Raw genomic sequence first — 26,074 nt, 5'->3', positions numbered from 1 at the left:
GGACCGCGACGGGACGGCGACCGGACCACGACCGGACCACGACCGGACCGCGTCGGGACCGTACGGCCGTGCCATGGGGTGATGCGAACATGACCCCATGGCTACCCATCTGATCACCGGCGCGGGCTCCGGCATCGGCGCCGCTGTCGCGCGCCGGCTGCACGAGCGCGGCGACGACCTGCTGCTCTTCGCCCGCGACGCCGGCCGCGGCAAGGAACTCGCCGCTGCCTACCCCGGCGCCCGTACGCTCGTCGGCGACCTCGCGACGCCCGACCGGCTCTCCTGGGCGCTGTCCCACCAGACGCTCCCCGACCGCCTGGACTCGCTCCTGCACATCGCGGGCATCGTCGACCTCGGCCCCGTCGGCGAGCTGACCCCCAAGGCGTGGACCGGCCAGCTGAACGTGAATCTCGTCGCGCCCGCGGAGCTGACCCGCCTCTTCCTGCCTCAACTGCGCGCCGCGCAGGGCCAGGTGATCTTCGTCAACTCCGGCGCCGGCCTGACCGCCCACGCCGAGTGGGGCGCGTACGCCGCCTCCAAGCACGGCCTGAAGGCGCTCGCCGACGCCCTCCGTGAGGAGGAGCGGCCGAACGGCCTGCGCGTCGCCTCCGTCTATCCGGGCCGTACGGCCACACCCATGCAGGTCAAGGTGCACGGCCAGGAGGGCAAGGAGTACGACGCCGCCCGCTGGATGGACCCGGAGTCGGTCGCGACGACGATCCTCACCGCACTCGACCTGCCGCGCGACGCGGAGATCAACGACCTGACGGTGCGGCCGGGACGATGACCGAGACCACGAGTGACAGCGGGACCGACACCCCGGCGAAGCCCCTGTGGGGCGCCGCCACCGGCGTCGGCTCGATGCCGGGCGACGACGCGCGCGAGACGGCCAAGGGCGTCACCGGCACCTTCGAGGACTTCCCGCACCTCCCCGAACTGCCCGCGCGCGGCCCCGGCGCCGACATGATCGGACGGACCGCCGGGATGCTCGTCGAGGTCTTCGCCCGCGTGGAGCCCAGCGGCTGGCGGATCGGCGACCGCCCCGGCCGCGACACCCGGCGCTCCTGGTCCTGGCTTGGCGAGGACCTGGACGCGCTCGAAGAGTTCACCCAGGGGTACGAGGGACCGCTCAAGGTCCAGGTGACCGGCCCCTGGACGCTCGCCGCGGCCCTGGAGCTGCGCAACGGCGAGTCGGCACTCAGCGACCCCGGAGCCTGCCGCGACCTGACCGGATCCCTGGTGGAGGGCCTGACGGCGCACCTCGCCGACGTACGGCGCAGGGTGCCCGGCGCCACGCCCGTGCTCCAGCTCGACGAGCCGTCCCTCACCGCCGTACTGCGCGGGCAGATCAGGACCGCCAGCGGATACCGCACCCACCGGGCGGTCGACCGGCAGGTCGTCGAGGACGCGCTGCGCCAGGTGATGCGGGCGAACGACGGACCCGCCGTGGTCCACTCCTGCGCCCCGGACGTGCCGTTCGCGCTGCTGCGCCGCGCGGAGGCGGCGGCCGTGTCGTTCGACTTCTCGCTGCTCACTGAGCGTGACGAGGACACGATTGGCGAGGCGGTGGAGGGCGGCGTGAAACTCTTCGCCGGGGTGGTGCCGGGCACGGACACCCCGTTGTCAGACCCGGGAGGTAGCGTCATGGGTATCAGAACGCTGTGGCGCAGGCTGGGGCTGGATCCGGGGACTCTCGCGGAGTCCGTGGTGATCACTCCGGCGTGCGGGCTCGCGGGTGCCTCACCCACGTACGCCCGCGCCGCGATGGCGCACTGTGTCAGGGCGGCGCGATCCCTCGCGGACAACCCTGAGTGACATTGACGAGACATGGGTCGCGCTGATCGCGGTGCTCGCGGTGCCGCGGTGAAACGGGAGGACGAAACGGTGGCTGGCGAACAGCAGACGGCAGTACCCGCGGAAGCGCGGGAGCGGCACGCGCACCTCGCCGAGCAGGTCGAGGAGCACCGGTTCCGGTATTACGTGAAGGACCAGCCGGTCGTCAGCGACGGCGAGTTCGACAAGCTGCTGCGCGCCCTGGAGGCGCTGGAGGAGCAGTACGGGGAGCTGCGGACGCCCGACTCGCCGACCCAGAAGGTCGCGGGGGCGTACGAGACGGAGTTCACCGCGGTCGAGCACCGTGAGCGCATGCTCTCCCTGGACAACGCGTTCGACGACGAGGAGCTGGCCGCCTGGGCGGACCGCGTCGCCAGGGACGTGGGCGCCCCCGGCTTCCACTTCCTGTGCGAGCTGAAGGTGGACGGACTCGCCGTCAATCTCACCTACGAGCAGGGCAGACTGACGCGCGCCGCGACCCGCGGCGACGGCCGCACGGGCGAGGACATCACGCCCAACGTCCGTACGATCGCCGAGATCCCGCACCGGCTGAAGGGCGACCGCGTCCCTGACCTGGTCGAGATCCGCGGCGAGGTCTTCTTCCCCATGGAGGGCTTCCAGGAGCTCAACGCCCGGCTGGTCGAGGCCGGTGACAAACCGTTCGCCAACCCGCGCAACGCGGCGGCGGGTTCGCTGCGCCAGAAGGACCCCAAGATCACGGCGTCGCGCCCGCTGCACATGGTGGTGCACGGCATCGGCGCGCGCGAGGGCTTCGACATCGACCGCCTCTCGCACGCCTACGAGCTGCTGGAGGAGTGGGGCCTGCCGACGGCCCAGCACAACAAGGTCGTCGACGACCTCGCCGGCGTACGGGAGTTCATCGCCTATTTCGGTGAGAACCGCCACTCGGTCCAGCACGAGATCGACGGCGTCGTGGTGAAGCTGGACGAGATCGCCCTCCAGGGGAGGCTCGGTTCGACCTCCCGCGCCCCGCGCTGGGCGATCGCCTGGAAGTACGCGCCCGAAGAGGTCAACACCAAGCTGGTCGACATCTGGGTGGGTGTCGGACGCACCGGGCGGGTCACTCCGTACGCGGTGGTCGAGCCGGTCACCGTGGCCGGCTCCGAGGTCGAGTTCGCCACCCTCCACAACCAGGACGTGGTGAAGGCCAAGGGCGTTCTCATCGGTGACACGGTCGTGCTGCGCAAGGCGGGCGACGTCATCCCGGAGATCCTCGGGCCGGTCGCCGACCTGCGGGACGGCAGCGAGCGCGAGTTCGAGATGCCGGCCGTCTGCCCCGAGTGCGGTACGGAGCTGAAGGCCATGAAGGAGGGCGACATCGACCTCCGCTGCCCCAACGCCCGCTCCTGCCCGGCCCAGTTGCGCGAGCGGCTGTTCTATCTCGGCGGCCGTAAGTGCCTGGACATCGAGAACTTCGGCTATGTGGCCGCCGCCGCGCTGACGCAGCCGCTGGAGCCGCCGACGCCCCCGCTGCTCAACGAGGGTGACCTCTTCACCCTCACGATCGACCAACTGCTGCCCATCAAGGCGTACGTGCGCGATGCGGACACCGGCCTGCCCAAGCGGGACCCGGAGACCGGCGAGGAGAAGATCGCCACCGTCTTCGCCAACCAGAAGGGCGAGCCGAAGAAGAACGCCCTGGCGATGCTGGAGCACATCGCGGCGGCCAAGGAGCGCCCGCTGGCCCGCATCATCGCGGGGCTCTCCATCCGGCACGTCGGGCCGGTCGCGTCGGTGGCACTGGCCAGGGAGTTCAGGTCGATCGACCGTATCGAGCAGGCCACCGAGGAGGAGCTGGCGGCCGTCGAGGGCGTCGGCCCGACCATCGCCGCCTCGCTCAAGCAGTGGTTCGAGGAGGACTGGCACCGCGAGATCCTGCGGAAGTGGCGGGAGGCCGGGGTCCGGATGGAGGAGGAGGGCTCCGCCGAGGACGAGGGACCGCGCCCGCTCGCGGGCCTCACCGTGGTCGTAACGGGCACGCTCGAAAATCACACCAGGGATGGCGCGAAAGAGGCGCTCCAGACGCTCGGAGCGAAGGTGACCGGCGCCGTGTCGAAGAAGACCGCCTTCGTGGTGGTCGGTGACAACCCCGGCTCCAAGTTCGACAAGGCGATGCAGTTGAAGGTGCCGGTGCTCGACGAGGCAGGGTTCGCCGTCCTGCTCGCGGAGGGCCCCGACGCGGCGCGGGAGGCCGCTGTACAGGCGCCGGAGGCGGCCGAGGAGGGGGCGAAGGAACCGGCCAAGGACGTCCCGAAATCGGCTGACGAACCGTCTGCGGAGAGCACGAAGGAGTGACCGAACGGGCACAACGAGCCCTCGTAGGTCACCCGTTCGGCGCATACCAGATGGATAAGGAAGGGCGGGTTGCATTCGGGCAACAGCGGTAGAGCGCTGCCCGCCGACGCCGTTCGCGGCCTACTGTTGAGGGGTACGCCTGTCGTGCACGGCTGCGTGTGGGAAATCAGTCGTGGTGGCATGACAACGTGCCATCGCGTGGTAACGGCACTGCCGGCTGTGAGAGGGACGGGAATGAAACCGACCGAGAGCGCCGCCCCGGTCTCACGCCCGCGCGGATTCGCGGGACTTGGAGGCATGTCGGCCCGAGTGCCCCTCGTCGTGGTGGCGGTCGCCGCCGTCGTGCTGGCACTGGGCATCTTCCGGGAAGTACGGGACGGCCGGGCGCTCTTCCCGGACGGCACCACGGGCTGGGCGCTCGCCGTGCTCACCGGCATCATCGTGGGTCATCTCGTCGCGCTCGGCCGCGACCGCTGGTGGGGCGGCACGGGCTCCGGCGCCGCCCTCACCCTCGCGGTGCTGCTTCTGTACGGATGGGTCGCCGCCGGGCTGGTCAGCCTCGCCGTCGTGGTGCTGGTCGGCATCGCCCGCAGACACCGCTGGCGCCAGGGCGCGCTGCACGGCGCCGTGGACATCCTCGGCATCGGAGCGGCGGCGCTGGTCCTGCTCGCCTTCGGCGACGTACCGACGGTCGCGAAGCCCTGGCAGCCCCTCCACTGGGGGATCGGCACCGTCCCCGAGATCGTGCTGGCGGCCGGGGCGTATCTGTTGGTGACCCGGCTGCTCCTGTGGTATTCGCAGACCGCGCAGGGCGGCGGTCTGCCGACCGTCGCCCGCACCGCCCTGCTGCGACAGTGCCTGCTGGCCGTCGCACTGCTCGGTATCACCCCCCTGATCTGCGTCGTCGCCGTGTCCCGGCCGGTGGTGCTGCCGCTGTTCGCCGTCCCGCTGATCGCCCTCGACTCCACGCTCTGGATCGCCAGGGCACGGGCCGAGGAGCAGCTGCGCGACCCCCTGACGGGGCTGCCCAACCGGCAGTGGCTCCTTGAGCGGACGTGGACGGCGCTGGAGGAGGCCAAGACCCTCGGCGCGCGCTCGGCGCTGGTCCTGATCGACCTCGACCGGTTCCGTTCCGTCAACGACACACTCGGCCATCTCGCGGGCGACAGACTGCTGTTGCAGATAGCGGAGCGGCTCAAGCTGGCCCTGCCGCGCGGAGCGGAGGCCGCGCGGCTCGGTGGTGACGAGTTCGCCGTACTGCTGCCGCTGGTCGACTCCATCACCAGCGCGCAGCGCGTGGCCCGCCATCTCGCGGCCGAGCTGTCCTCGCCGCTCGATCTGGACGGACTGACGCTCGTCCTGGAGGCGAGCGCCGGCGTCGCGGTCCACCCCGAGCACGCGGTGGACGCGGAAGGGCTGCTCCAGCGGGCCGACGTCGCGATGTACCAGGCCAAGCGGGACCGTACGGGCGTGGAGGTGTACGAGTCCAAGCGGGACTCCAACACCCCCGACCGGCTCGGCCTGTTGGGCGATCTGCGGCGCGCCCTCGACACGGGCGACGTGGAGCTGCACTACCAGCCCAAGGTCCGCTTCGACGGCCAGGTCGTCGGCCTGGAGGCGCTCGTACGGTGGGTGCATCCGGACCGGGGGAGAGTGCCCCCGGACGAGTTCATCGCGATCGCCGAGTCCTCGGGCCTGATGCCGCATCTCACCGAGTACGTACTGGAATCGGCCCTCGGCCAGGTCGCCCGCTGGCGGGACCAGGGCCTGTTCGTGCCGGTCGCCGTCAACGTCTCGCCGCGTGACGTCCACACCGCGGGCTTCGCCGGCGCGGTCGCCGCGCGGCTCGCCCGGCACGGCGTCCCGGCCGGCTCGCTCCAACTGGAGATAACCGAGCACGTCCTGCTGGAGGACCCGCAGCGCGCCGCCGACACCCTGGCCGCCCTGACGGGACACGGCGTGAAGATGTCCCTCGACGACTTCGGTACGGGCTACTCGTCGCTGGTCCATCTGCGCCGCCTGCCGGTGAGTGAGTTGAAGATCGACCGTTCGTTCGTGGCCCGCCTCGCCATCGACAACGAGGACGCGGAGATCGTCCGTTGCACGATCGACCTGGCGCACTCGTTGGGCCTGGTGGTCGTCGCCGAGGGCGTCGAGGACGACGAGACCTGGGAGCGCCTGCGCGACCTGGGCTGCGACGCCGTCCAGGGCTGGCTCGTGGCCGCCGCGATGCCCCCGCACGAGGCGACGTCCTGGCTGCTGGCCCGCGGTGAGACGGGCTGGCGCCGCCCGCCGCGCACACCGGCCCTGGAACCGCCGCGTACCGACGCCTCCGGTCCCTCCAGCCGCGTCGTCCAGTAGCCGACGCCGACACCCTCGTCGGGCCGGGATCGAGACCCGGGCCGGGGCCGAAGCCTGGATGCGGGAAACCGTTTCGTTGGCACGGTGCCGCGCCCCATAGGATTGGGTCAAAATCCCGACACCCACCCAGAGGATCGCTGCATGCCTGGCATCACGCGCGAGGAGGTCGCCCACCTCGCACGGCTGGCGCGTCTGGAGCTGAAGGGCGAAGAGCTCGATCACTTCGCCGGTCAGCTCGACGACATCATCGGCGCGGTCGCCCGCGTATCCGAGGTCGCCGACCAAGACGTCCCGCCGACCTCCCACCCGCTGCCGCTGACCAACGTCATGCGCGCGGACGAGGTACGCCCGTCGCTCACCCCCGAGCAGGCGCTCTCCGGCGCCCCGGCCCAGGAACAGCAGCGTTTCAAGGTGCCGCAGATCCTGGGGGAGGACTAACAGCCATGACGGACATCAAGACCGACATCATCCGGCTCACCGCCGCCGAGATCGCCGAGAAGGTCGCCTCCGGCGAACTGACGGCCGTCGAGGTCACCGAGGCCCATCTCGCCCGCATCGAGGCCGTGGACGAGAAGGTCCACGCCTTCCTGCACGTCGACCGCGAAGGCGCCCTCGCGCAGGCCCGCGCCGTGGACGAGCAGAAGGCCAGGGGCGAGAAGCTCGGCCCGCTCGCCGGCGTCCCCCTCGCGCTGAAGGACATCTTCACCACCGAGGGCATCCCCACCACCGTCGGCTCCAAGATCCTCGAAGGCTGGATCCCGCCGTACGACGCGACGGTCACCCGGCGCCTCAAGGCGGCCGGCGTGATCATCCTCGGCAAGACCAACATGGACGAGTTCGCCATGGGGTCGTCGACGGAGAACAGCGCGTACGGCCCCACGGGCAACCCCTGGGACCTCACCCGCATCCCCGGCGGCTCCGGCGGCGGCTCGTCGGCCTCCCTCGCCGCGTACGAGGCGCCGCTCGCCATCGGCACGGACACCGGCGGCTCCATCCGCCAGCCCGCGTCCGTCACCGGCACGGTCGGCGTCAAGCCCACCTACGGCGGCGTCTCCCGCTACGGCATGGTCGCCTTCTCGTCCTCGCTCGACCAGGGCGGCCCATGCGCCCGTACGGTCCTGGACGCGGCCCTCCTGCACGAGGTCATCGGCGGGCACGACCCGCTCGACTCGACCTCCATCGACGCCCCCGTCCCGCCGGTGGTCGAGGCCGCCCGCAACGGCACCGTCGCCGGTATGCGCGTCGGCGTCGTCCGGCAGTTCTCCGGCGAGCACTACCAGGCCGGCGTCATGCAGCGGTTCGCCGAGTCCGTCGACCTCCTCAAGGAGCTGGGCGCGGAAGTGGTCGAGCTGGACTGCCCGTCCTTCGACCTCGGCCTCTCCGCGTACTACCTGATCGCCCCCTCCGAGTGCTCCTCCAACCTCGCGCGCTTCGACGCCATGCGCTACGGCCTGCGGGTCGGCGACGACGGCACCCGTTCGGCCGAGGACGTCACCGCCCTCACCCGTGAGGCGGGCTTCGGCGACGAGGTCAAGCGGCGCATCATGCTCGGTACGTACGCGCTCAGCTCCGGCTACTACGACGCGTACTACGGCTCCGCCCAGAAGGTCCGCACGCTCATCGTGCGGGACTTCGAGAAGGCCTTCGAGCAGGTCGACGTGATCGTCTCCCCGACCACGCCGACCACCGCCTTCCCGATCGGTGAACGCGCCGACGACCCGATGGCGATGTACCTTTCCGATCTGTGCACCATCCCGACCAACCTGGCCGGAAACGCCGCCATGTCGCTGCCCTGCGGACTGGCGCCGGAGGACGGTCTGCCGGTCGGACTGCAGATCATCGCCCCCGCGATGAAGGACGACCGTCTCTACCGGGTAGGCGCAGCGGTCGAGGCGGCGTTCGTGGAACGCTGGGGACACCCGCTGTTGGAGGAGGCACCGTCGCTATGAGCGCAATGACCAAGAAGGCCAAGGGCTTCAAGAAGTCGAAGTCCGGCATGTACCTGTCGATCGGCACGACCGCTTTCGGAGCGGTCAGCGTCATCAAGCAGGCCAGGATGGCCCGCGAGGACAACGACACGCTGCGGCTGATCGACGCCGCCGTCTCCGCCGCCGCCATCGTCACCGGCATCGCTCTGCTCTACCGCGAGCTGAAGCGGCTGGGCGACGACGACGTCCTGCTGGGCTGAGCCCGCAGAGAGGGAAAGTTTCACCGTGACCGTCACTGAACACGTGTCGCTCGTCCCGTACGAGGACGCTCTCGCGACGTACGACCCCGTCATGGGCCTGGAGGTCCATGTCGAGCTCGGCACCAGAACGAAGATGTTCTGCGGCTGCTCCACCGAGCTGGGCGCCGACCCCAACTCGCAGACCTGTCCCACCTGTCTCGGCATGCCGGGGGCGCTGCCGGTCGTCAACGCGATCGGCGTCGAGTCCGCCGTCAAGATCGGTCTCGCGCTGAACTGCGAGATCGCGGAGTGGTGCCGGTTCGCCCGGAAGAACTACTTCTACCCGGACATGCCGAAGAACTTCCAGACGTCCCAGTACGACGAGCCGATCGCCTTCAACGGCTATCTGGACGTCCAGCTGGACGACGGCGAGATCTTCCGGGTGGAGATCGAGCGCGCCCACATGGAGGAGGACACCGGCAAGTCGCTGCACGTCGGCGGCGCCACCGGCCGTATCCACGGCGCGTCCCACTCCCTGCTGGACTACAACCGCGCCGGCATCCCGCTCATCGAGATCGTCACCAAGCCGATCGAGGGCGCCGGGGCGCGCGCCCCGGAGGTCGCCAAGGCGTACGTGGCGGAGCTCCGCGAGCTGATCAAGGCGCTGGACGTCTCCGAGGCCCGTATGGAGCAGGGGCAGCTGCGCTGCGACGTCAACCTGTCGCTGCGCCCGCACGGCCGTTCGATGTTCGGCACCCGCTCGGAGACGAAGAACGTCAACTCCCTGCGCAGCGTGGAGCGGGCGGCGCGCTACGAGATCCAGCGGCACGCCGCGGTTCTCAACGGCGGCGGCACGATCATCCAGGAGACCCGTCACTTCCACGAGGAGGACGGTTCCACGACGTCCGGCCGTGTGAAGGAGGAGGCGGAGGACTACCGGTACTTCCCCGAGCCCGACCTCGTCCCGATCGCGCCCGCGCGCGCGTGGGTGGAGGAACTGCGCGGCGGACTGCCGGAGCTGCCCAGGCTGCGCCGTAAGCGGCTGCGCGAGGAGTGGGGCGTCTCCGAGCACGACATGCAGTCGATGCTCAACGCGGGCGCGGTCGAGCTGATCACCGCCACGATCGAGGCCGGTGCCCCCGCCGACCAGGCACGCAAGTGGTGGATGGGCGAGCTGGCGCGCAGCGCCAACGAGACGTCCACGGACCTCGCGGCGCTCCCGATCACCCCGCCGCAGGTCGCCAGGGTGGCGGAGCTGGTCACCGCGGGCGAGCTGAACGACAAGCTGGCCCGCCAGGTCCTGGAAGGCGTCCTCGCGGGCGAGGGCGACCCGGACACCGTCGTCGAGAAGCGCGGCCTGAAGGTCGTCTCCGACGAGGGCGCGCTGGGTACGGCGGTGGACGAGGCGATCACCGCGAACCCGGCCATCGCGGACAAGATCCGCGCGGGCAAGGTCGCGGCGGCGGGCGCGCTGGTGGGAGCGGTCATGAAGGCCACCCGAGGCCAGGCGGACGCGGCACGCGTACGGGAACTGATCCTGGAACGCCTGGGCGCGGAGGGCTGATACGTCGGCACGGGGCCGGCGAACCTGGGTTGAGTCCTGGGGGCCCGGCCCCGTACCGGCGGCTCCCCGGCCGGGCCGATGTGTACGCGGCGGCCCACTCGGGTTGCCGCGGTCGGTCCCGGTGCGGAAGTCCGTGCCGGTGTCCGACCACGCGGCGCCCGACGGTGGTGCGCCTCGGTCGCGGCGTCCGGCGCGCGTCGCGGACTGCGCAGCGCGGTGCCGTACGGCTACCGGCCGCGAAGGGGGACGACCCCGCCGAAGCCGCTCGGTGAGCCTCTCGTCGTCAGCCTCCGGGCGGGACGCACGGGCGGCGGTGTCCCTTGCGTACCAGGGGCTACCAGCGGCACGCAGGTGCTCAACGAGAATCCCGCGCCGGTCGGCCTTCGCCAACCGGGTCACGGCGTCGCCCGACTGCCCGCGACACCGCCGTACGGACCACGGGTGGTGCCCTCCCGTCGCGGGACGCCGCAGACCGGCCACCCGGGCGGAGCGGTACGGCAACGGGGCCGTACGAGCGCGGCCGAACACCCCTGCCGCCGCGCGCGGCCCACGAACCGGCGGGCAGCCCGGCCAACTCCCGGCCCAGGCAGGTCCGACTCGGGGGGCGTTGCCGGGCAGATCCCCGCGCGGGCCGTAGGTTTGGCGGGCGTCGCGCGGGTGCGCGGCCTGCGTGAATCCTCCGTCCGCCCACCAGAACCCTGGCGCCGCCCCGTGAACAGCCTCGCCGCCGAGATCGTGTCCGTCGGGCTGCTCCTCGGCGTACTCGCCTTCGCCGTCGCGCGGCCGAGAGGTCTGCCCGAAGCCGTCGCCGCCATCCCGGCCGCCGGGCTCGTCGTCGTACTCGGCGCCGTGTCGCCCGCCGACGCCTGGGAGCAGACGCATACGCTCCTGCCCGTCGTCGGGTTCCTCGCCGCGATTCTGGTGCTCGCCCAACTCTGCGACGACGACGGCCTGTTCGACGCGGCCGGCGACCTCGTCGCCCGGTTCTGCGGCGGGAACCCGCGCCGTCTGCTCGGCGGCGTGTTCGGCGTCGCCGCCGTCACCACCGCCGTACTCAGCCTCGACGCCACGGTCGTCCTCCTGACGCCCGTCGTCTTCGTGACGGCGAGCCGCGTCGGAGCGCACCCCCGGCCGCACGTCTACGCCTGCACCCACCTCGCGAACTCCGCGTCGCTGCTGCTCCCCGTCTCCAACCTCACCAACCTCCTCGCGTTCACCGCCAGCGGCCTGTCCTTCACCCGCTTCGCGGTGCTCATGGCGCTCCCGTGGCTGGCCGCGATCGCCGTCGAGTACGTCGTCCTGCGCCGCTTCTTCGCGGCCGACCTGGCCGCCGGGGCGCACCCTCCCAAGGAGGCCGAGCCGCGCACCGTACCGACGTTCACGCTCGTCGTCCTCGGCCTGACACTCGTCGCGTTCGCCGTCACCTCACTGATCGGCATCGAACCGCTCTGGGCGGCCTTCGTCGGTACGGCCGTGCTCGCCGCCCGCGCGCTGCGGCGGCGGCGCACCACGCTTCCGGCCCTCTTCCGCGCCGCGTCCCCGCTCTTCTGCCTCTTCGTGCTCGCACTGGGCATCGTCGTCAAGGCCGTCGTCGACAACGGCCTCGACACCGGGATCAGCCGGATCCTCCCGGGCGGCGAATCCCTCACCACCCTGCTCGCGATCGCCGCCGTGGCCGCCCTCCTGGCCAATCTGATCAACAACCTGCCCGCGATCCTCGCCCTGCTGCCCGTCGTCGCGCCCGCGGGACCGGGGCCCGTACTCGCCGCGCTCATCGGGGTGAATCTGGGGCCCAACCTCACGTACGTCGGTTCGCTCGCCACCCTCCTGTGGCGCCGTGTCCTGCACGAACACGACTCCGCGCCCTCGTTGGGGCAGTTCACCCGGCTCGGTCTGCTGACCGTGCCCGCGACGCTGATCGCTTCGACCGTTGCCCTGTGGGGCACGCTCCAGTTGTGAGTGACGTGAAGACAACCGCCCTCGTGTGGATCAGCCCGTCAACCTGGCCCGCCTGCGTCGACGCGGCGCGTGACAGGGCCCCCGACGACCATGTCGTCCTGCTGCACGTGGGCGACGACCGGATCGCCGCCGAGGCGCACCGCGCCTACGCGGGGCTTCTCGGCCGTGGCCACGGGCCCGAACGCGACCCCGGCAGCAGGCTGGAGGCGCTGTCCGGCGCGGCGGGCGCCGACCTCCTGGAGAAGGCGGCGCACCGGCTCGGCAGGCCCTGCGAACTGCTCGACCGGCACGGCCGTCCTCAGGAGGAGGTCATCCGCGCGGCGGCGGACGTGGACCTGCTGATCTGCGCGCGTGACGGCGACCGCGACCGACCGGGCCCGCACAGCCTCGGCCCGGAGTCCCGCTTCGTGGTCGACCACGCGCCGTGCCCGGTCCTGCTGGTGTGGCCGCACCAGGGCTGAGCGCCAGGGCCGAGCACCGAAGCGGGAGTCGAGCGCGCGCCGGTGCGACAATTCCCGCATGAACACAGCGAGTAGGGACGAGCTGCTGGCCGAAGCCGTCGAACTGCGCACACGCGGGGAAGCGGAACAGGCCCGGGAGCGGCTGGTGGCTCTCGCCGACCGGCATCCGGACGACGCCGAGGTGGCCTATCAGACCGCCTGGACCCACGATGCCCTCGGCCTGGAGGCGGAGGCCGTCGCCTACTACGAAAGCGCGTTGGCCGGAACGGACCTCTCGGCGGAGGACCGGCTCGGCGCACTGGTCGGTCTCGGCAGCACGTTCCGGATCCTCGGCCGGTACGAGAAGGCCGTCGAGACGCTACGGGGCGGGCTGGCCGAGTTTCCCGACGACGGCGCTCTGCGGACCTTCCTCGCGATGGCGCTGTTCAACACCGAGCAGCACGACGACGCGATGCGGATCCTGCTGGAACTGCTGGCCACGACCAGCGAGGACCGGGGCGTGCGGTCGTACCGGAGGGCCATCAGTCACTACGCGAAGGATCTGCGCGAGGTCGTTCAGCAGGGGCCGTGAGCGCGCGCGGTACGCGCTACGGGTACAGGTCCCGGCCGTACGTCGCGGGGTCGTCCAGCGCGTCCAGGACGAGGTCGGCGAGGTCCGCGTAGGTCGTACGGGGCGCGAGGCCCCGGTGCGGGGTGAAGGAGCGGGGGCGGTTGCCGCGTGCGGGGCCGTGGTGCAGCACCCCGGACCGTACGACGGTCCATTCCAGGCCACTGGTGAGGATCACCGCGTCCTGGGCCTCCCGCTCCCGCAGGAGGGGGCGGGCCGTCGCGCGGTAGAGGGCGGCGATGGTACGGCCCGAGAGACCGCGTACGTGGGAGCCGTATCCGGCCTCCGAGACGACGATCAGCCGCCGTACGGCCAGCTTCCGCATCGCGTCCACGACGAGTTCGGTGCCGCGTGAGTACAGAGGCGTCGTCCGGTTGCCCTTGAGGCCGAAAGCGATCACCGCCGCGTCGGCGCCGGTGAGGGCGTCGGTGACGGCGCTCTCGTCGAAGGGGCTGCCGGTCACCACCCGGTCGACGGGGGCGTCGCCCAGCCGCGCCGGCTCCCGCACCTGTGCGGTGGTGCGGTGCCCGGCGCGCGCGGCGGAGGCGAGGAAGGCTTGTCCGGTACGCCCGGTGGCGCCGAACACGGTGACGTTCATGGGCAGGCTGTCCCTGTCGTGATCATGGATTGACGGGTCATGGGTTCACGGGCTCACGGCAACACGGTTCACGTGTCCGATCGCCGGTCGCACCCGCGTGGAACCCGTAAGGAAGACAGGGCCCAGCTTGCGCCACACGGCCTCCGACCGCCACGGATCCGCCGGGACTCGCGGGTCCGGCACGCGCGCGGGGCGGCCCGGACGGGGGCGACTCTCGGACGTTCATCGCCGGGCCGCCCCTGGGTCTTCCCGTCGCCACCTACGGTGGCTAGCTTCCGGGCCGTACCACTTGACTTGGGAGGATCTCTTGGCCACTGACATTTCACGGCGCCGGCTGTTCGCGCTCGGCGGTGGCGCCGTCGGTGCCGCCGCGGCGGGTTCCGTACTGCCGCCGTCCCTGCGGGCCGCCATCGCCGCCGAGGCGCCGGCCGGGGGACTGGACGCCGTCAGGCATGTCGTGGTGCTCATGCAGGAGAACCGGTCGTTCGACCACTACTTCGGCACGCTGCGCGGCGTACGGGGCTTCGGGGACCGCAACGCGGTGGAACTGCCCACCGGCCGCCCCGTGTTCGAACAGCCGGGCGCCGTCGGCGGCGGCACCGTCCTGCCGTTCCCCGTGCGCGAGGCCGCCGAGGCGCAGAGCAAGGACCTTCAGTACATAGGCGACCTCGACCACTCCTGGAACGGTGGCGCCAAAGCGTGGAACAACGGCTGGATGGACGGCTGGGTCTCCGCCAAGACCGCCGCCACCATGGCGTACTACGACCGCGCGGACATCCCGCTGCACTACGAGCTGGCCGACACCTTCACCGTCTGCGACGCCTACCACTCGTCCATCCACACCTCGACCAGCCCCAACCGCAACCACCTGTGGAGCGGCTGGACCGGCTACGAGGCGGACGGACGACGCGCCGTCGGGAACGACGCGTACGCCGAGGGCACCCATCCCGGCTACGCGTGGCCGACGTACGCCGAGCGGCTGGAGAAGGCCGGGCGGAGCTGGAAGACGTACGCGGAGTGGGAGAACTTCACCGACAACAACATCGAGTTCTTCACCTCCTTCAAGAAGATCGCGCACAAGGCGCTCACCACGGCGCGCGGACTCGAACTCGAAGGCGCCGACGGCTTCACGTACATGGAGGCCTTCTACGCCGCGGTGCGCGACACCGACGACACCGCCGTACGGGCCCGGCTCCTCGCCGCGCTGGACGAGGGCGTCGCGGCCCTCACCGCCCACGAGCGGTCGCTCTTCGAGCGCGGGCTGCGGCGCGTCGAGTCCGGCACCCTCGCCGCGTCGTTCCGCGCCGACGTGGCGGCGGGCACGCTCCCCGAGGTGTCGTACCTGGTGCCCTCCGCCGTCGACTCCGAGCACCCCGGCGCGTCCTCGCCGGTCGCCAGCGCCGGGCTCGTGTACCAGGTGCTCGACGCGCTGGGCGCGCACCCGGACGTCTGGCGGCACACGGTCGTACTGATCAACTACGACGAGAACGACGGGTTCTTCGACCACGTCCCGCCCCCCGTGCCGCCCGTGGACGACGCCGACGAGCGCTGGGAGGGCCGCCCCACGGGGCTCGGCATCCGTGTGCCGCTGCTCGTCGTCTCGCCCTGGACCGTCGGCGGCTACGTCTGCTCGCAGGTCTTCGACCACACCTCGGTCGTCCGCTTCCTGGAGAAGTGGACCGGTGTGAAGGAGCCCAACATCACGCCGTGGCGGCGTGCCGTCAGCGGCGATCTGACGTCCGCCTTCGACTTCGGACGGGGCCGGCCGCGGCCCGACGTCGAGCAGCCGGGACCCGTGCCGCCGTTCACGGGGCGCTGGCGGCCGGTGCCGCCGGCCGTGCAGCGGATGCCGGTCCAGGAGCCCGGTGCGCGGCCCGCCCGCCCGCTGCCGTACCAGCCGGACGCCTACGGCCGCCTCGTGGCCGGCCGCGCCGGGGCGCGGGCCCTGCGGCTCGAACTCCGCAACACGGGGCGGTCGAGCGCCCACTTCGCGCTCTATCCGTACGCCGGTGAGTTCGACGTCCCGCAGCACCGGGACGTACGGGGCACCTCGCAGTGGACGGTGCCCCTCACCGGCGACGCGTACCGCTTCACGGTCACCGGACCCAACGGCTTCCGCCGCGAGTTCGCCGGCCCCGTCGCGGGTCGCGGCGCCGAGGTCACCTCGTCCGTCGACCACCACGACCGCGACCTGCACCTCACCCTCCGTAATGAGGGTGATCTGCCCGTCACCTTCACGGTGCGCTCGCTCGGGTACGCCGACGAGGCCGATCTCGGCGACTGGAAGCGCGAGTTCACGGTCAAGCCGGGACGCAGCCGCCAGGTCGTGCACTCGGCCGCCGACGCGCACGGGTGGTACGACATCGAGGTGACGGCGGGCCGGGGCTTCCGGCGCCGGCTGATGGGTCACATCGAGAACGGGAAGCCGAGCGTCTCCGGCTGAACCGGAATTCGCCGCTCCCATTGATCGAACGCCAGGTCAACACTGTGTGAGGAACCCCACCAAACGGGCAAACGATCACGATTCGATGTCAGAGTTGGCTCTCCGGGACCACGCAGGGGAGCAGACCGTTGGCAGCAGTCGCGCGGTGGTGCGTCAGGCACCGGCTCCTGGTCGTACTCCTGTGGCTGCTCGCCCTCGGTTCCACCGGCACCGCCGCCGTCGTGGCCGGGACGTCGTACTCCAACGACTACGAGGCTCCCGGCACCGAGTCCGGCCACGCCGTCGACCTCCTGGAGAGCGGATTCCCCGACCGCAGCGGCGACAGCGACACCGTGGTCTGGCACACCGAACGCGGCTCCGTCCGCGCGGACGACATCGAACTGCGCATGGGTGTCACGCTCGGTGAGATCGCCAAGCTGCCCGGAGTGGCCGGCGTGATGAGCCCCTACGTCATCACCGACGGCGCCAGGGGCTCCTCGTACACACCCGGCCCCGAGGACGGCGAGGGCGCCCGCCAGATCAGCGAGGACGGCCGCACCGCCTTCGCCGTCGTGACCTTCGAGCAGCAGGTCGACGACATCCCCGCCGCCCAGGCCCAGGCCGTCGTCGACACGGCGAAGAAGGCGGCCACCGACGATCTGCGGGTGGAACTCGGCGGCAGCGCCGTCGCCCTCACCGAAGGCACCACGGCGCACACGGCGGAGATCGTGGGTGTCGCCATCGCCGCCGTGGTCCTCTTCCTCGCCTTCGGCTCGCTCGCCGCCAGCCTGCTGCCCATCGCCACCGCGCTCGTGTCCGTCGGGACGGCCTACGCCGGCATCGCGCTCCTCGGCCACGTCATGACCGTGGCCGACTTCGCGCCCATGCTCGGTCTGCTCGTCGGGCTCGGCGTCGGCATCGACTACGCGCTGTTCATCGTCACCAGACACCGCAAGGGCCTCAAACAGGGCCTGACGGTCACCGAGGCCGCCACCGAGGCCGTCGTCACCACGGGGCGCGCCGTCGTCTTCGCCGGCGCCACCGTCTGCATAGCGCTGCTCGGCATGCTGGTGCTGCGGCTGAGCTTCCTCAACGGCGTCGCGATCGCCGCCTCGCTCACCGTCGCGCTGACGGTCGCCGCGTCCGTGACGCTGCTGCCGGCCCTGCTCTCGTACACCGGCGGGCGCGCGCTGAGCCGCCGCGAGCGCGCCCGGCTCGCCGCACACGGTCCGCGGCCCGAGCTGCCCACCGGCTTCGCCGCCCGCTGGTCCGCCTTCGTGGAACGCCACCCCCGGCTGCTCGGCGCCGCGGCCGTGGTCGTGATGCTGGTGCTCGCCCTGCCCACGTTCTCGCTCCATCTGGGCACCTCCGACCAGGGCAACAACGCGGCGTCCAGCACCACCCGGCAGGCGTACGACCGGCTCGCCGACGGCTTCGGCCCCGGCGTCAACGGCCCGCTGACCCTCGTCGCCGAACTGGACGGCGCCGACGACCGGCTCGCGATGGACCAACTCCCGGACATGTTGCGCGAGTCGGAGGGTGTGGCCTCCGTCGGGCCGATCGTCTTCAGCGGCAGCGGCGACCGGGCCCTGCTCACCGTGGTCCCCAAGTCGGAACCCCAGTCGAAGGACACCAGCGACCTCGTCGACCGCCTCCGTACCGAAGTGCTGCCCCGTGCGCAGGACGGCACCTCCCTGGAGGTGTCGGTCGGCGGAGTCACGGCCAGCTACGACGACTTCGCCGAGGTCGTCGTCGGCAAACTGCCGCTGTTCGTCGGCGTCGTCGTCGCCCTCGGCTGTCTGCTGCTCCTGCTCGCCTTCCGCTCCGTCGGCATCCCGCTGAAGGCGGCGGTGATGAACGTCGCGGCCGTCGCCTCGTCCTTCGGGATCGTCGTCGCGATCTTCCAGTGGGGCTGGGGGAGCGAACTCCTCGGCCTCGGCAGCGCGGGCCCGATCGAGCCGTTCCTGCCCGTGATCATGGTCTCGGTCCTCTTCGGCCTCTCCATGGACTACCAGGTCTTCCTGGTCAGCCGGATGTACGAGGAGTGGCTGGCGACCGGCGACAACAAACGGGCCGTGCGGGTCGGCCTCGCCGAGACCGGCCGCGTGATCAACTCGGCCGCCGTGATCATGATTTCGGTCTTCCTCGCCTTCGTCCTCAGCGGGGACCGCGTCATCGCGATGTTCGGCGTCGGGCTGGCCGCGGCGGTCGCTCTGGACGCGTTCGTCCTCCGTACGCTCCTCGTGCCCGCCCTGATGCACCTGCTGGGCGGCGCCAACTGGTGGCTGCCGAAGGGGCTCGACCGCTGGCTGCCCCGGATCAGCATCGAGGCGCCCGCCGCCCCCCGCGTCGCGTCTGGGAAGATCCCCGCGCGGCGCGACGAGCCCGCGGAGCGTGTGGAGCACGTGCCGCGGTGAGTGGGCCGTACCTGAGCCGACCGGACCGGAGGAGTGCGATGTTCGCGATATCACTGGGTGACGACGGGGCGGAACTGAGACCGCTGGAGCCGTGGCAGGCCGACGAGTTCCTCGCCCACATGGACCGCGCACGGGAGCTGGTCGACCGGCACGTCGGGCTCGCCGGGGTCGTGACCGACCTCGACTCGGCGCGGACGTTCCTCGGCAGATACGCCGAGAAGCAGGCCGCCGACGCCGGACGGATCTACGGAATCTGGCTCGACGGCACCCTCGTCGGCGGAGTGATGTTCCGGCTCTTCGACGCGGCGGAGGGCACCTGCGAGGTCGGCTGCTGGCTCGAACCGGCGGCGACGGGGCGGGGTTTGGTGACCCGCGCGGTGCGGGTCCTCATCGACTGGGCGGTGGACCGGCGCGGCATCCACCGCGTGGAGTGGGTGGTGTCGTCGGCCAACCTCCCGAGCGTCAGGACCGCCCAACGGCTCGGTCTGCGGCGCGACGGTGTGCTGCGGGGAGCCAGCCTCCACCACGGGCTTCGGCAGGACAACGAGATCTGGTCCGTACTCGCTCCCGAGTGGCGTGAGCAGCGACGCGACGCCGCTTGAGAAAACTCTCATGGATCTCTCATACGGGCCGCCTACCGTGCGGCGCATGAACCCCACGACCAAGCCAGAACAGCCCGCTGACGACAGCGGCGACAACGAGGCGGAGCGCGCCGTTCCGGCTACTGCCGAGAAGAACGACGCGCCGGGCCCGAGCCTGGCCAAAGAGCCTGGGGAGAGCCCTGAGGCGGGCGTCACCGACGGCGTGAGCAAGGACGGCACGACCGGTGACGGCGGCGCCCACCGCGCCGACGGTGACGGCGCCGCGGACGACGGCGACGACGGGGACCTGCTGGACGACGAACTGGAGGGCGGCTACACCCCGCCGCCCCCCAGCGGACTCGCCTCGGCGTCCGCCGCGCTCATCTCCGTACTGCTGTCGCTGGTCGCGCTCATCGGCACCTGGTCCGGCAAGGTGATCTCCGAGCGCGAGACACTCGTGGGCCAGATCGACCTCGGCCAGACCGGCACCGCGGAGCAGCAGATCTCCGAGATCTACGGCGACGCCTGGCACGCCATCGCCCTGACCAACGGCATCTTCGCGGTACTGGCGCTCATCGCCGGCCTGGTGGCGTTCGGCCTGCCGCAGCGCAAGAGCTGGGTGCGTCCGTTCGCCGTCGCCGGTCTCGTGCTCGCCGCGCTCGGCCTGCTGATCTCCATCGGCATGTACTTCGACGTCTTCGTGTCCCTGCCGGAGCCGCCCCCGGCCCAGGCCCCGCCGGCCGGCTGAGGCGGGCGGAGCACGCCTTAGACGCGCACCGACGGGGGCTGGGCAGGGCCTTAGGGCCCGGCCCGGCCCCCTGTCCGTCCGCCTAAGGCGCCCGCGTCGCGAAGATGCGGCACACGCCCGATGCGTGCGCACCCCCTGGGAGACGAATGTTGAGGCATCGCAGGACGCCACAACACTTCGTGACAGGGGAGTCGAGATGTTCGAGTACGAGATGCACCAGATGCGGGCCGCCGAGCTGATCCGTGAGGCCGACAACCGGCGGCTGATCCGCAAGGTCCGCAAGGCCCGCAAGGAGGCCGCGCGCAACGCCCGCAACGAGGGCGAGGGGCGGGTGGAATCGCTCCGTAGCCGGTTCGTGAGCGCGGCGTGACGGGCGTACGGAGATGGCCGCCCGCCCCGACCTCCTGAAGATGTCGGATCAGCGGTCGCCGCATGTGCCACCGGTACATGCGGCGACCGCGATAACGAGTGCCGCACTGTCGTACCCCTGTGCGATGCTCGGAGTTGTGGAGACCAAGTCAGTCAGCCCGGTGTTCGTCGGTCGCGACGGCGAGCTGACGGCACTCACCGATGCGCTCGCCCGCGCCGCCGCGGGCGAGCCACAGGCGCTGCTCGTCGCCGGTGAGGCGGGGGTCGGCAAGACCCGGCTCATCGAGGAGCTGATCTCGGTGGCCTGCCGGGACAACGCGGTCGTCGCGGTCGGCGGCTGTGTGGAGATCGGCGGCGACGGACTGCCTTTCGCGCCCTTCTCCGCGGCCCTGCGCGGCCTGCGGCGGCTCCTGCCCGAGGAGATCGCCGCGGCCGCCGAGGGCCAGGAAGGCGAACTGGCCAGGATCCTGCCCGAGTTGGGCCCCTCGGCGAGCGGCGCCCTGGGCGAGCACGGCACGGCCAGCCTCTTCGAACTCACCGTCCGGCTGCTGGAGCGCGTCGCCGCCGACCGCACGGTCGTCCTCATCCTGGAGGACCTGCACTGGGCGGACGCCTCCACCCGCCACCTGCTCGCCTATCTGTTCCGTACGCTGCGCCGCGGCAGGCTCCTCGTCATCGCCAGCTACCGCGCCGACGACATCCACCGCAGGCACCCGCTGCGCCCGCTCCTCGCGGAGCTGGACCGGCTGCGTACGGTCAGCCGGGTCGAGCTGTCCCGCTTCAGCCGCGCCGAGGTCCGGGGGCAACTGCGCGGCATCTTCGGGGACGAGCCCGCGCCGCAGCTCGTCGACGAGATCTTCGGCCGCTCCGACGGCAACGCGTTCTTCGTGGAGGAACTGGCCGTCGCCGTCGAGACCGGGTGCCGTTCCGGACTCACCGACTCGCTGCGCGACCTGCTGCTCGTCCGCGTCGAGACGCTGCCGGAGAACGCCCAGCGGGTGGTCCGGATCGTCGCCGAGGGCGGCGCCTCCGTCGAGTTCCCCCTGCTGCTGGCCGTCGCGCAGCTCTCCGAGGACGACCTGATCGAGGCTCTGCGGGCCGCCGTCGGCGCCAACATCCTCCTCACCACGGCGGACGGCGACGGCTACCGCTTCCGGCACTCGCTCGTCCGCGAGGCCATCAGCGACGACCTGCTCCCCGGCGAACGCTCCCGGCTCAACCGCCGCCTCGCCGAAGCCCTGGAGGCCGACCCCTCCCTCGTACGGGGCGACGAGCGCACCACCCGCCTCGCCAGCTACTGGTACTACGCGCACGACGCGGCGAAAGCCCTGCCCGTCGTCCTGCTCGCCTCCGTCGAGGCCCGCCGGCGCTACGCCCACGCCGAGCAGCTGCGGCTGCTGGAGCGCGCCATGGAGCTGTGGGACGCCGCGCCCGAGGACGTACGGGCCCGCCTCAGGCCCCCGGACGACACCGAGGTCTACCCGCTCACCGCCGAAGGCCCGAGCGGCCCGCTGCGCTATCTCGACCTGCTGGCCGAGGCGACCGTCGCGGCGCGCTCCGGCGGCGACCGCGAGCGGGCCCTGGCGCTGTCCAAGAAGGCCATGCGGGTGCTGGAGAAGGTGGACGACCCGCTGCGCGCCGCCTGGTTCTGGACCCAGCGCTCACGACTGGTGCAGGAGCTGACGCGCGGCGACGGTTGGCACGAACTGGCCACCGCGCAGGACCTGGTGCTCGGCCTGCCGCCGTCCGCCGTGCACGCCTCGGTGCTCTCCGACGTCGCGAGCTGGGGCGCCCTGCACCGGCCGGGCCCCAACAGCCTCGCCGCCGCCGACCGCGCCGTGGAGTACGCGCGCCTCGTCGGCGCGGAGAACATCGAACTGAACGCCAGACACACCCGCGGCTGGCTCACCACCGAGTCGGGATCCATCGAGGAGGGTCTCGCCGAGATGTACGCGGTACGGGACCGCGTCTTCGAACTCGGCGGTGACGGCACGCTCGGCATCCTGGGCCGCATCAGCATCAACCTGCCGTCCACGCTGGAGGGCGTGGGCCGCTCCGAGGAGGCGGTGACCGCCGCCGAACTCGGCATCACCCTCTGCCACCAGCGCGGCATGTCCGACAAGGAGGCCTGGGTCCGGGTCAACCTGACCGAATCCCTCTTCTCGCTCGGCCGCTGGACCGAGGCGCGGTCGGCCATCGACGAGGCGGCCCAGATCGCGTACGCCCCCAAGGCACGCGCCCTGGTGGCCGTACGGCGCGCGACGCTCGCCCTCGCGTGCGGGGACGCCGCGGAGGCCGAGAGCCAGGTGACACTGGCCCGCGCGGTCTTCGGTCCGCACGACCCGCAGCCGCAGCACGTCATCGCGCCGGCCAGGCTGGCGATGGTCAGCGCCGCGCGACAGGGGCGACTCGCCGAGGCCCGCGCCGAGTTCGAGCAGGTCGCCGCGCAGGGCTTCCCGCCGGGCATGCAGCGGTACGCGCTGCCGCTGCTCTGCTCGGCCGCGGGGATGGAGGCGGACGCGCGCGGACTGCCGGAGGCCGACGCGGGGCGGGAGGCGATCCTGGCGACCGTCCGCGACCACGCGAAACGGCTGCCCGCGATCGTCCCGGTCTGGCAGGCGTACGACCTGCTGCTCGAAGCCGAACTCGCCCGCGCCGACGGCATCGTCGCCCCGAAGCTGTGGGCCCGCGCCGTGGCGGCGTTCGAGGCACTGCGACGGCCGTACGAACTCGCCGACGCACGCCACCGCTGGGCCGCGGACCTCCTCGCGGCGTCCGCCGACCGGGAACAGGCCGCGGCGCTGCTGGTTCAGGCCCACACCACGGCCAAGAGGCTCGGCGCACGGCTTCTGGTGGAGCAGACCGAACTCCTCGCCGGCCGGGCGCGGATCAGCCTCGCCACCACCCCGCGGCTCGCCCCGGCGCCCGCCTCCGAGGCCGACGCCCTCGGTTCGCTGGGCCTGACCCCCCGCGAACAGGACGTCCTGCGCCGGGTCGCCGAGGGCCGCAGCAACCGCCAGATCGCCGAGGAGCTGTACATCTCGCCCAAGACGGCGAGCGTGCACGTCTCCAACATCCTGGCCAAGCTCGGCGTCTCGGGCCGCACGGAGGCGGCGGCGATGACGCACCGCCTGCACCTCTTCAACGACCTGGAGCCGACGCACTCCTAGGGCCTGGCGCCCCCAGGGGCGGTGGCGCTGCGCCGTCGGGCGGCCGGCCGCCGCCACCCACCGGCGTCACGTCACCCCTGTTAGGTCACATCCACCCGAAGGATCTTGTCGTCTCCCGACTTCGGGGTGCCCCGACCGTCCGTGTTGTTGGTCAGCAGCCAGAGCGCCCCGTCCCCGGTCGCCAGCACCGTACGCAGCCGGCCGTAGTCGCCCTCCAGGAAGGCCTGGGCGGCGGCCGACGGTTTCACCCCGGCCAGCGGGATCCGCCAGAGCCGCTCGCCGCGCAGGGCGGCCATCCAGATGGATCCCTTGGCGTAGGCGATGCCGCTCGGCGACGCGTCGCTCGTCCGCCACTCCTCCACCGGATCGACGAAGCCCGGCTTCCCGGCCTTGCCCTCGGCCTCCGGCCAGCCGTAGTTCTTCCCCGGCTCGATCAGATTCAGCTCGTCCCACGTGTTCTGGCCGAACTCCGACGCCCACAGCCGCTTCTCGGCGTCCCAGGCGAGGCCCTGCACGTTGCGGTGCCCGTACGTGTACACCACCGAGTCCGCTTCCGGATTGCCGTGCACCGGCTGCCCGTCCGGGGTCATCCGCAGAATCTTCCCGCCCAGGGACTTCTTGTCCTGCGCGAGACCCGTCTCACCCGTCTCGCCCGTGCCCGCGTAGAGCATCTTGTCCGGGCCGAAGGCGATCCGGCCGCCGTTGTGGATGGTGCCCTTCGGGATGCCCCGCAGGATCGTGTCGGGGGCGCCCAACTGCCTGCCCACCGGCCGCTTCGGGTCGTACAGCATGCGGGCGATGCGATTGTCCGAGACCGTCGTGAAGTACGCGTACACATACGTGTCCGAGGCGAATGACGGGGAGATCGCGAGGCCCAGCAGACCGCCCTCGCCACCGGGGGAGACCCCGGCCACCTCGCCCACCTCGGTCTTCTTGCCGCTCTCCGAGTCGATCCGCTTGATCGTCCCCTCGTCACGCGAGGAGACCAGCAGATCGCCCTCGGGCAGCGCCGCCATGCCCCACGGCGACTTGAGGCCCTCGGTCAGCGTGGACACCACCTTCGCCGAGCCCTTGGCGGGCGGCGCCGACGGCTCCGCCTCGTCGTCCGGAGGCGTCGAACCGGCGGACACCGACGCGGACGGGGAACCCGCCGGGCCCTCCGACTTCGCCGTGCCGTCGGAGGACGAGCACGCGGTCACCACGAATAGCGCCGCTGCGGCCAACACGGCCGTCACTGGAGCACGTTGCACGGTCTTGATCCCTTCGACGGCTGCGTCTCTACGTTTCATACACCGCGGCCTCCGTCCAGGTTCCCATCGACCCGGTATCAGTGCCACGACTCCCACGCCGCGGGCAGCGCGGCGATTTCCGCCAGATCCGCCGCCGACAACGTCAGCCCGGCCGCCCGCGCGTTCTCCACCGCCCATCGCTCCCGCTTCGCGCCCGGCACGGGCACCACCTCGGGGCCGCGCGCCAGCACCCACGCGAGCGCCACCTGCGCCGGCGTCGCCCCGTGCCGCTCGGCGACCCGCCGCAGCCCCGCCACCACCGGCTGGTTCGACGCCATCATCTCCGCGGTGAAGCGGGGATGCCTGGCCCGTACGTCGTCCGGCTCGAACCCCTGCCCGGGAGTGAGCGTGCCCGTCAGATAGCCGCTTCCCAGCGGCATCGCCGCCAGGAACCCGACGCCCCGCGCCGCGCACCACGGCAGCAGCCGCTCCGTCGCCTCCCGCGACCACACCGACAGCTCCGCCTCCACCGCGCTCACCGGAAACACCTGCTGCATCCGCTCCAGCAGCCGGATCGTCGCCTCGTACCGATCCGTGCCGGTACGGCGCGACGCGCGGGCGTCCACCGCGCACATCCCCAGGGCCCGCACCTTCCCCGCCGCCACCAGCTCCGCCATCGCACCCCAGGTCTCCTCGACCGGCACCTCCGGATCGGCCCGGTGCAACTGGTAGAGGTCGATCACATCCGTCCGCAGCCGCCGCAGCGACGCGTCGCACGCCCGGCGCACATAGCCGGGACGGCCGTTCGCGACGATGTGCTGATCGCCCACCAGCAGACCGCACTTGGTGGACACGAAGGCGTCGCCGCGCCGCTCCTTCAGCACCCGCCCCAGCAGCAGCTCGTTGGTGAACGGGCCGTACATGTCGGCCGTGTCGAGCAGTGTCGTACCGGCGTCGAGCGCCGCGTGCACGGTGCGCGACGAACGGTCGCCCCGCTGCTCGGAGGCGCTGTAGGCCCAACTCATCGGCATACAGCCGAGTCCCACGGCGCCCACCGTGAGTGCCGTCGCACCGATCGCCCTGCGCTCCAACTGCCCCGCCCCTCCCGCTTCCTTCCGCTTCTTCCCGCGCCCGCTCCCGCCGGACGAACCGCCCCCGGACACACTCCAGCTAACCTCATGGGCCCGCCGACGCCGCGCCGCCCCGACGCCGGACCGTGTTCCGGTCCCCGGAACGCCCTTCAACACCCCCATGGGCTTCGCATAGCCTCCT

20 protein-coding genes are annotated in these 26,074 nt (G+C 71.8%); 17 read left to right on the top strand and 3 right to left on the bottom strand.

The features are described from left to right. The first annotated feature begins 97 nt into the window (after positions 1-97). From ACFT9I_RS28490 to ACFT9I_RS28440, 11 genes are all read left to right on the top strand, one after another. Positions 98-787, top strand: coding sequence for an SDR family oxidoreductase (locus ACFT9I_RS28490; RefSeq protein ID WP_382568868.1), 690 nt, complete (start codon positions 98-100; stop codon positions 785-787). Beyond that, positions 784-1,815 carry a methionine synthase gene (locus ACFT9I_RS28485; RefSeq protein ID WP_382568866.1) on the top strand — a complete coding sequence of 344 codons (1,032 nt, stop codon included), beginning with the start codon at positions 784-786 and terminating at the stop codon, positions 1,813-1,815. Before ACFT9I_RS28490 ends, ACFT9I_RS28485 begins: the two co-directional genes overlap by 4 nt. Before the next feature lie 69 nt (positions 1,816-1,884). Further along, positions 1,885-4,149 carry an NAD-dependent DNA ligase LigA gene (gene ligA, locus ACFT9I_RS28480; protein ID WP_382568864.1) on the top strand — a complete coding sequence of 755 codons (2,265 nt, stop codon included), beginning with the start codon at positions 1,885-1,887 and terminating at the stop codon, positions 4,147-4,149. Positions 4,150-4,383: 234 nt separating this feature from the next. After that, positions 4,384-6,510 carry a putative bifunctional diguanylate cyclase/phosphodiesterase gene (locus tag ACFT9I_RS28475; RefSeq protein ID WP_382568863.1) on the top strand — a complete coding sequence of 709 codons (2,127 nt, stop codon included), beginning with the start codon at positions 4,384-4,386 and terminating at the stop codon, positions 6,508-6,510. A 141-nt stretch (positions 6,511-6,651) separates the two neighbouring features. After that, positions 6,652-6,948: an Asp-tRNA(Asn)/Glu-tRNA(Gln) amidotransferase subunit GatC gene (gatC, locus tag ACFT9I_RS28470; protein ID WP_015036350.1), complete on the top strand. Its 297-nt coding sequence runs from the start codon at positions 6,652-6,654 to the stop codon at positions 6,946-6,948. A 5-nt stretch (positions 6,949-6,953) separates the two neighbouring features. Continuing rightward, positions 6,954-8,459 (top strand): Asp-tRNA(Asn)/Glu-tRNA(Gln) amidotransferase subunit GatA, encoded by a 1,506-nt coding sequence (gene gatA / locus ACFT9I_RS28465; protein WP_382568861.1) that lies wholly within the window; start codon positions 6,954-6,956, stop codon positions 8,457-8,459. Then, positions 8,456-8,698: a hypothetical protein gene (locus ACFT9I_RS28460; protein WP_382568860.1), complete on the top strand. Its 243-nt coding sequence runs from the start codon at positions 8,456-8,458 to the stop codon at positions 8,696-8,698. The genes gatA and ACFT9I_RS28460 overlap by 4 nt, the downstream gene beginning before the upstream one ends. Positions 8,699-8,723: 25 nt before the next feature. After that, entirely contained in the window at positions 8,724-10,241 is a 1,518-nt protein-coding gene (gatB, locus tag ACFT9I_RS28455) for an Asp-tRNA(Asn)/Glu-tRNA(Gln) amidotransferase subunit GatB (RefSeq protein WP_382568858.1), read from the top strand. A 711-nt stretch (positions 10,242-10,952) separates the two neighbouring features. Next, complete coding sequence (locus ACFT9I_RS28450) at positions 10,953-12,200, top strand: SLC13 family permease (RefSeq protein WP_382568856.1); 1,248 nt, start codon at positions 10,953-10,955, stop codon at positions 12,198-12,200. Then, the gene (locus tag ACFT9I_RS28445) at positions 12,197-12,661 is read left to right on the top strand and encodes a universal stress protein (RefSeq protein ID WP_382568855.1); all 465 of its coding nucleotides are present in this window, start codon (positions 12,197-12,199) and stop codon (positions 12,659-12,661) included. The genes ACFT9I_RS28450 and ACFT9I_RS28445 overlap by 4 nt, the downstream gene beginning before the upstream one ends. A gap of 58 nt (positions 12,662-12,719) precedes the next feature. Further along, positions 12,720-13,232: a tetratricopeptide repeat protein gene (locus tag ACFT9I_RS28440; RefSeq protein WP_382568853.1), complete on the top strand. Its 513-nt coding sequence runs from the start codon at positions 12,720-12,722 to the stop codon at positions 13,230-13,232. Between the two features lie 16 nt (positions 13,233-13,248). On the opposite strand, the gene ACFT9I_RS28435 is transcribed toward ACFT9I_RS28440, so the two are convergent. After that, the gene (locus ACFT9I_RS28435; RefSeq protein WP_382568851.1) at positions 13,249-13,866 is read right to left on the bottom strand and encodes an NAD(P)-dependent oxidoreductase; all 618 of its coding nucleotides are present in this window, start codon (positions 13,864-13,866) and stop codon (positions 13,249-13,251) included. Positions 13,867-14,173: 307 nt separating this feature from the next. Here ACFT9I_RS28435 and ACFT9I_RS28430 point away from each other — a divergent pair, with 307 nt between their 5' ends. From ACFT9I_RS28430 to ACFT9I_RS28405, 6 genes are all read left to right on the top strand, one after another. Next, positions 14,174-16,309, top strand: a complete 2,136-nt coding sequence (locus ACFT9I_RS28430) for a phosphocholine-specific phospholipase C (protein WP_382568849.1) — start codon at positions 14,174-14,176, stop codon at positions 16,307-16,309. 128 nt (positions 16,310-16,437) lie between these two features. Next, on the top strand, positions 16,438-18,705 hold the full coding sequence (locus ACFT9I_RS28425) for an MMPL family transporter (RefSeq protein WP_382568847.1): 2,268 nt from the start codon (positions 16,438-16,440) through the stop codon (positions 18,703-18,705). Positions 18,706-18,743: 38 nt separating this feature from the next. Further along, entirely contained in the window at positions 18,744-19,307 is a 564-nt protein-coding gene (locus ACFT9I_RS28420) for a GNAT family N-acetyltransferase (protein ID WP_382568846.1), read from the top strand. A 46-nt stretch (positions 19,308-19,353) separates the two neighbouring features. Further along, entirely contained in the window at positions 19,354-20,034 is a 681-nt protein-coding gene (locus ACFT9I_RS28415; protein ID WP_382568844.1) for a hypothetical protein, read from the top strand. A 196-nt stretch (positions 20,035-20,230) separates the two neighbouring features. Further along, positions 20,231-20,404, top strand: a complete 174-nt coding sequence (locus ACFT9I_RS28410) for a hypothetical protein (protein ID WP_382568842.1) — start codon at positions 20,231-20,233, stop codon at positions 20,402-20,404. A gap of 124 nt (positions 20,405-20,528) precedes the next feature. Continuing rightward, positions 20,529-23,573 (top strand): AAA family ATPase, encoded by a 3,045-nt coding sequence (locus ACFT9I_RS28405; RefSeq protein WP_382568840.1) that lies wholly within the window; start codon positions 20,529-20,531, stop codon positions 23,571-23,573. An 80-nt stretch (positions 23,574-23,653) separates the two neighbouring features. On the opposite strand, the gene ACFT9I_RS28400 is transcribed toward ACFT9I_RS28405, so the two are convergent. Further along, entirely contained in the window at positions 23,654-24,862 is a 1,209-nt protein-coding gene (locus ACFT9I_RS28400; RefSeq protein ID WP_382568839.1) for a PQQ-dependent sugar dehydrogenase, read from the bottom strand. A gap of 38 nt (positions 24,863-24,900) precedes the next feature. Beyond that, positions 24,901-25,893 (bottom strand): aldo/keto reductase, encoded by a 993-nt coding sequence (locus tag ACFT9I_RS28395; protein WP_382568907.1) that lies wholly within the window; start codon positions 25,891-25,893, stop codon positions 24,901-24,903. Positions 25,894-26,074: the final 181 nt, after the last annotated feature.

This window comes from Streptomyces sp. NPDC057137 (assembly GCF_042670825.1).
Classification (GTDB): Bacteria; Actinomycetota; Actinomycetes; order Streptomycetales; family Streptomycetaceae; genus Streptomyces.
The sequence above is the reverse complement of the archived record's forward strand: the minus strand, read 5'-3'. Positions and strand labels throughout refer to the sequence as shown.

Excerpts from the sequence above, each read along its gene's own strand:
- ACFT9I_RS28490 (WP_382568868.1), top strand. The coding sequence starts at position 98 with ATGGCTACCCATCTGATCACCGGCGCGGGCTCCGGCATCGGCGCCGCT.
- ACFT9I_RS28485 (WP_382568866.1), top strand. The coding sequence starts at position 784 with ATGACCGAGACCACGAGTGACAGCGGGACCGACACCCCGGCGAAGCCC.
- ACFT9I_RS28475 (WP_382568863.1), top strand. The coding sequence starts at position 4,384 with ATGAAACCGACCGAGAGCGCCGCCCCGGTCTCACGCCCGCGCGGATTC.
- gatC (WP_015036350.1), top strand. The coding sequence starts at position 6,652 with ATGCCTGGCATCACGCGCGAGGAGGTCGCCCACCTCGCACGGCTGGCG.
- gatA (WP_382568861.1), top strand. The coding sequence starts at position 6,954 with ATGACGGACATCAAGACCGACATCATCCGGCTCACCGCCGCCGAGATC.
- ACFT9I_RS28460 (WP_382568860.1), top strand. The coding sequence starts at position 8,456 with ATGAGCGCAATGACCAAGAAGGCCAAGGGCTTCAAGAAGTCGAAGTCC.
- ACFT9I_RS28440 (WP_382568853.1), top strand. The coding sequence starts at position 12,720 with ATGAACACAGCGAGTAGGGACGAGCTGCTGGCCGAAGCCGTCGAACTG.
- ACFT9I_RS28435 (WP_382568851.1), bottom strand. The coding sequence starts at position 13,866 with ATGAACGTCACCGTGTTCGGCGCCACCGGGCGTACCGGACAAGCCTTC.
- ACFT9I_RS28420 (WP_382568846.1), top strand. The coding sequence starts at position 18,744 with ATGTTCGCGATATCACTGGGTGACGACGGGGCGGAACTGAGACCGCTG.
- ACFT9I_RS28415 (WP_382568844.1), top strand. The coding sequence starts at position 19,354 with ATGAACCCCACGACCAAGCCAGAACAGCCCGCTGACGACAGCGGCGAC.
- ACFT9I_RS28410 (WP_382568842.1), top strand. The coding sequence starts at position 20,231 with ATGTTCGAGTACGAGATGCACCAGATGCGGGCCGCCGAGCTGATCCGT.
- ACFT9I_RS28405 (WP_382568840.1), top strand. The coding sequence starts at position 20,529 with ATGCTCGGAGTTGTGGAGACCAAGTCAGTCAGCCCGGTGTTCGTCGGT.
- ACFT9I_RS28400 (WP_382568839.1), bottom strand. The coding sequence starts at position 24,862 with ATGAAACGTAGAGACGCAGCCGTCGAAGGGATCAAGACCGTGCAACGT.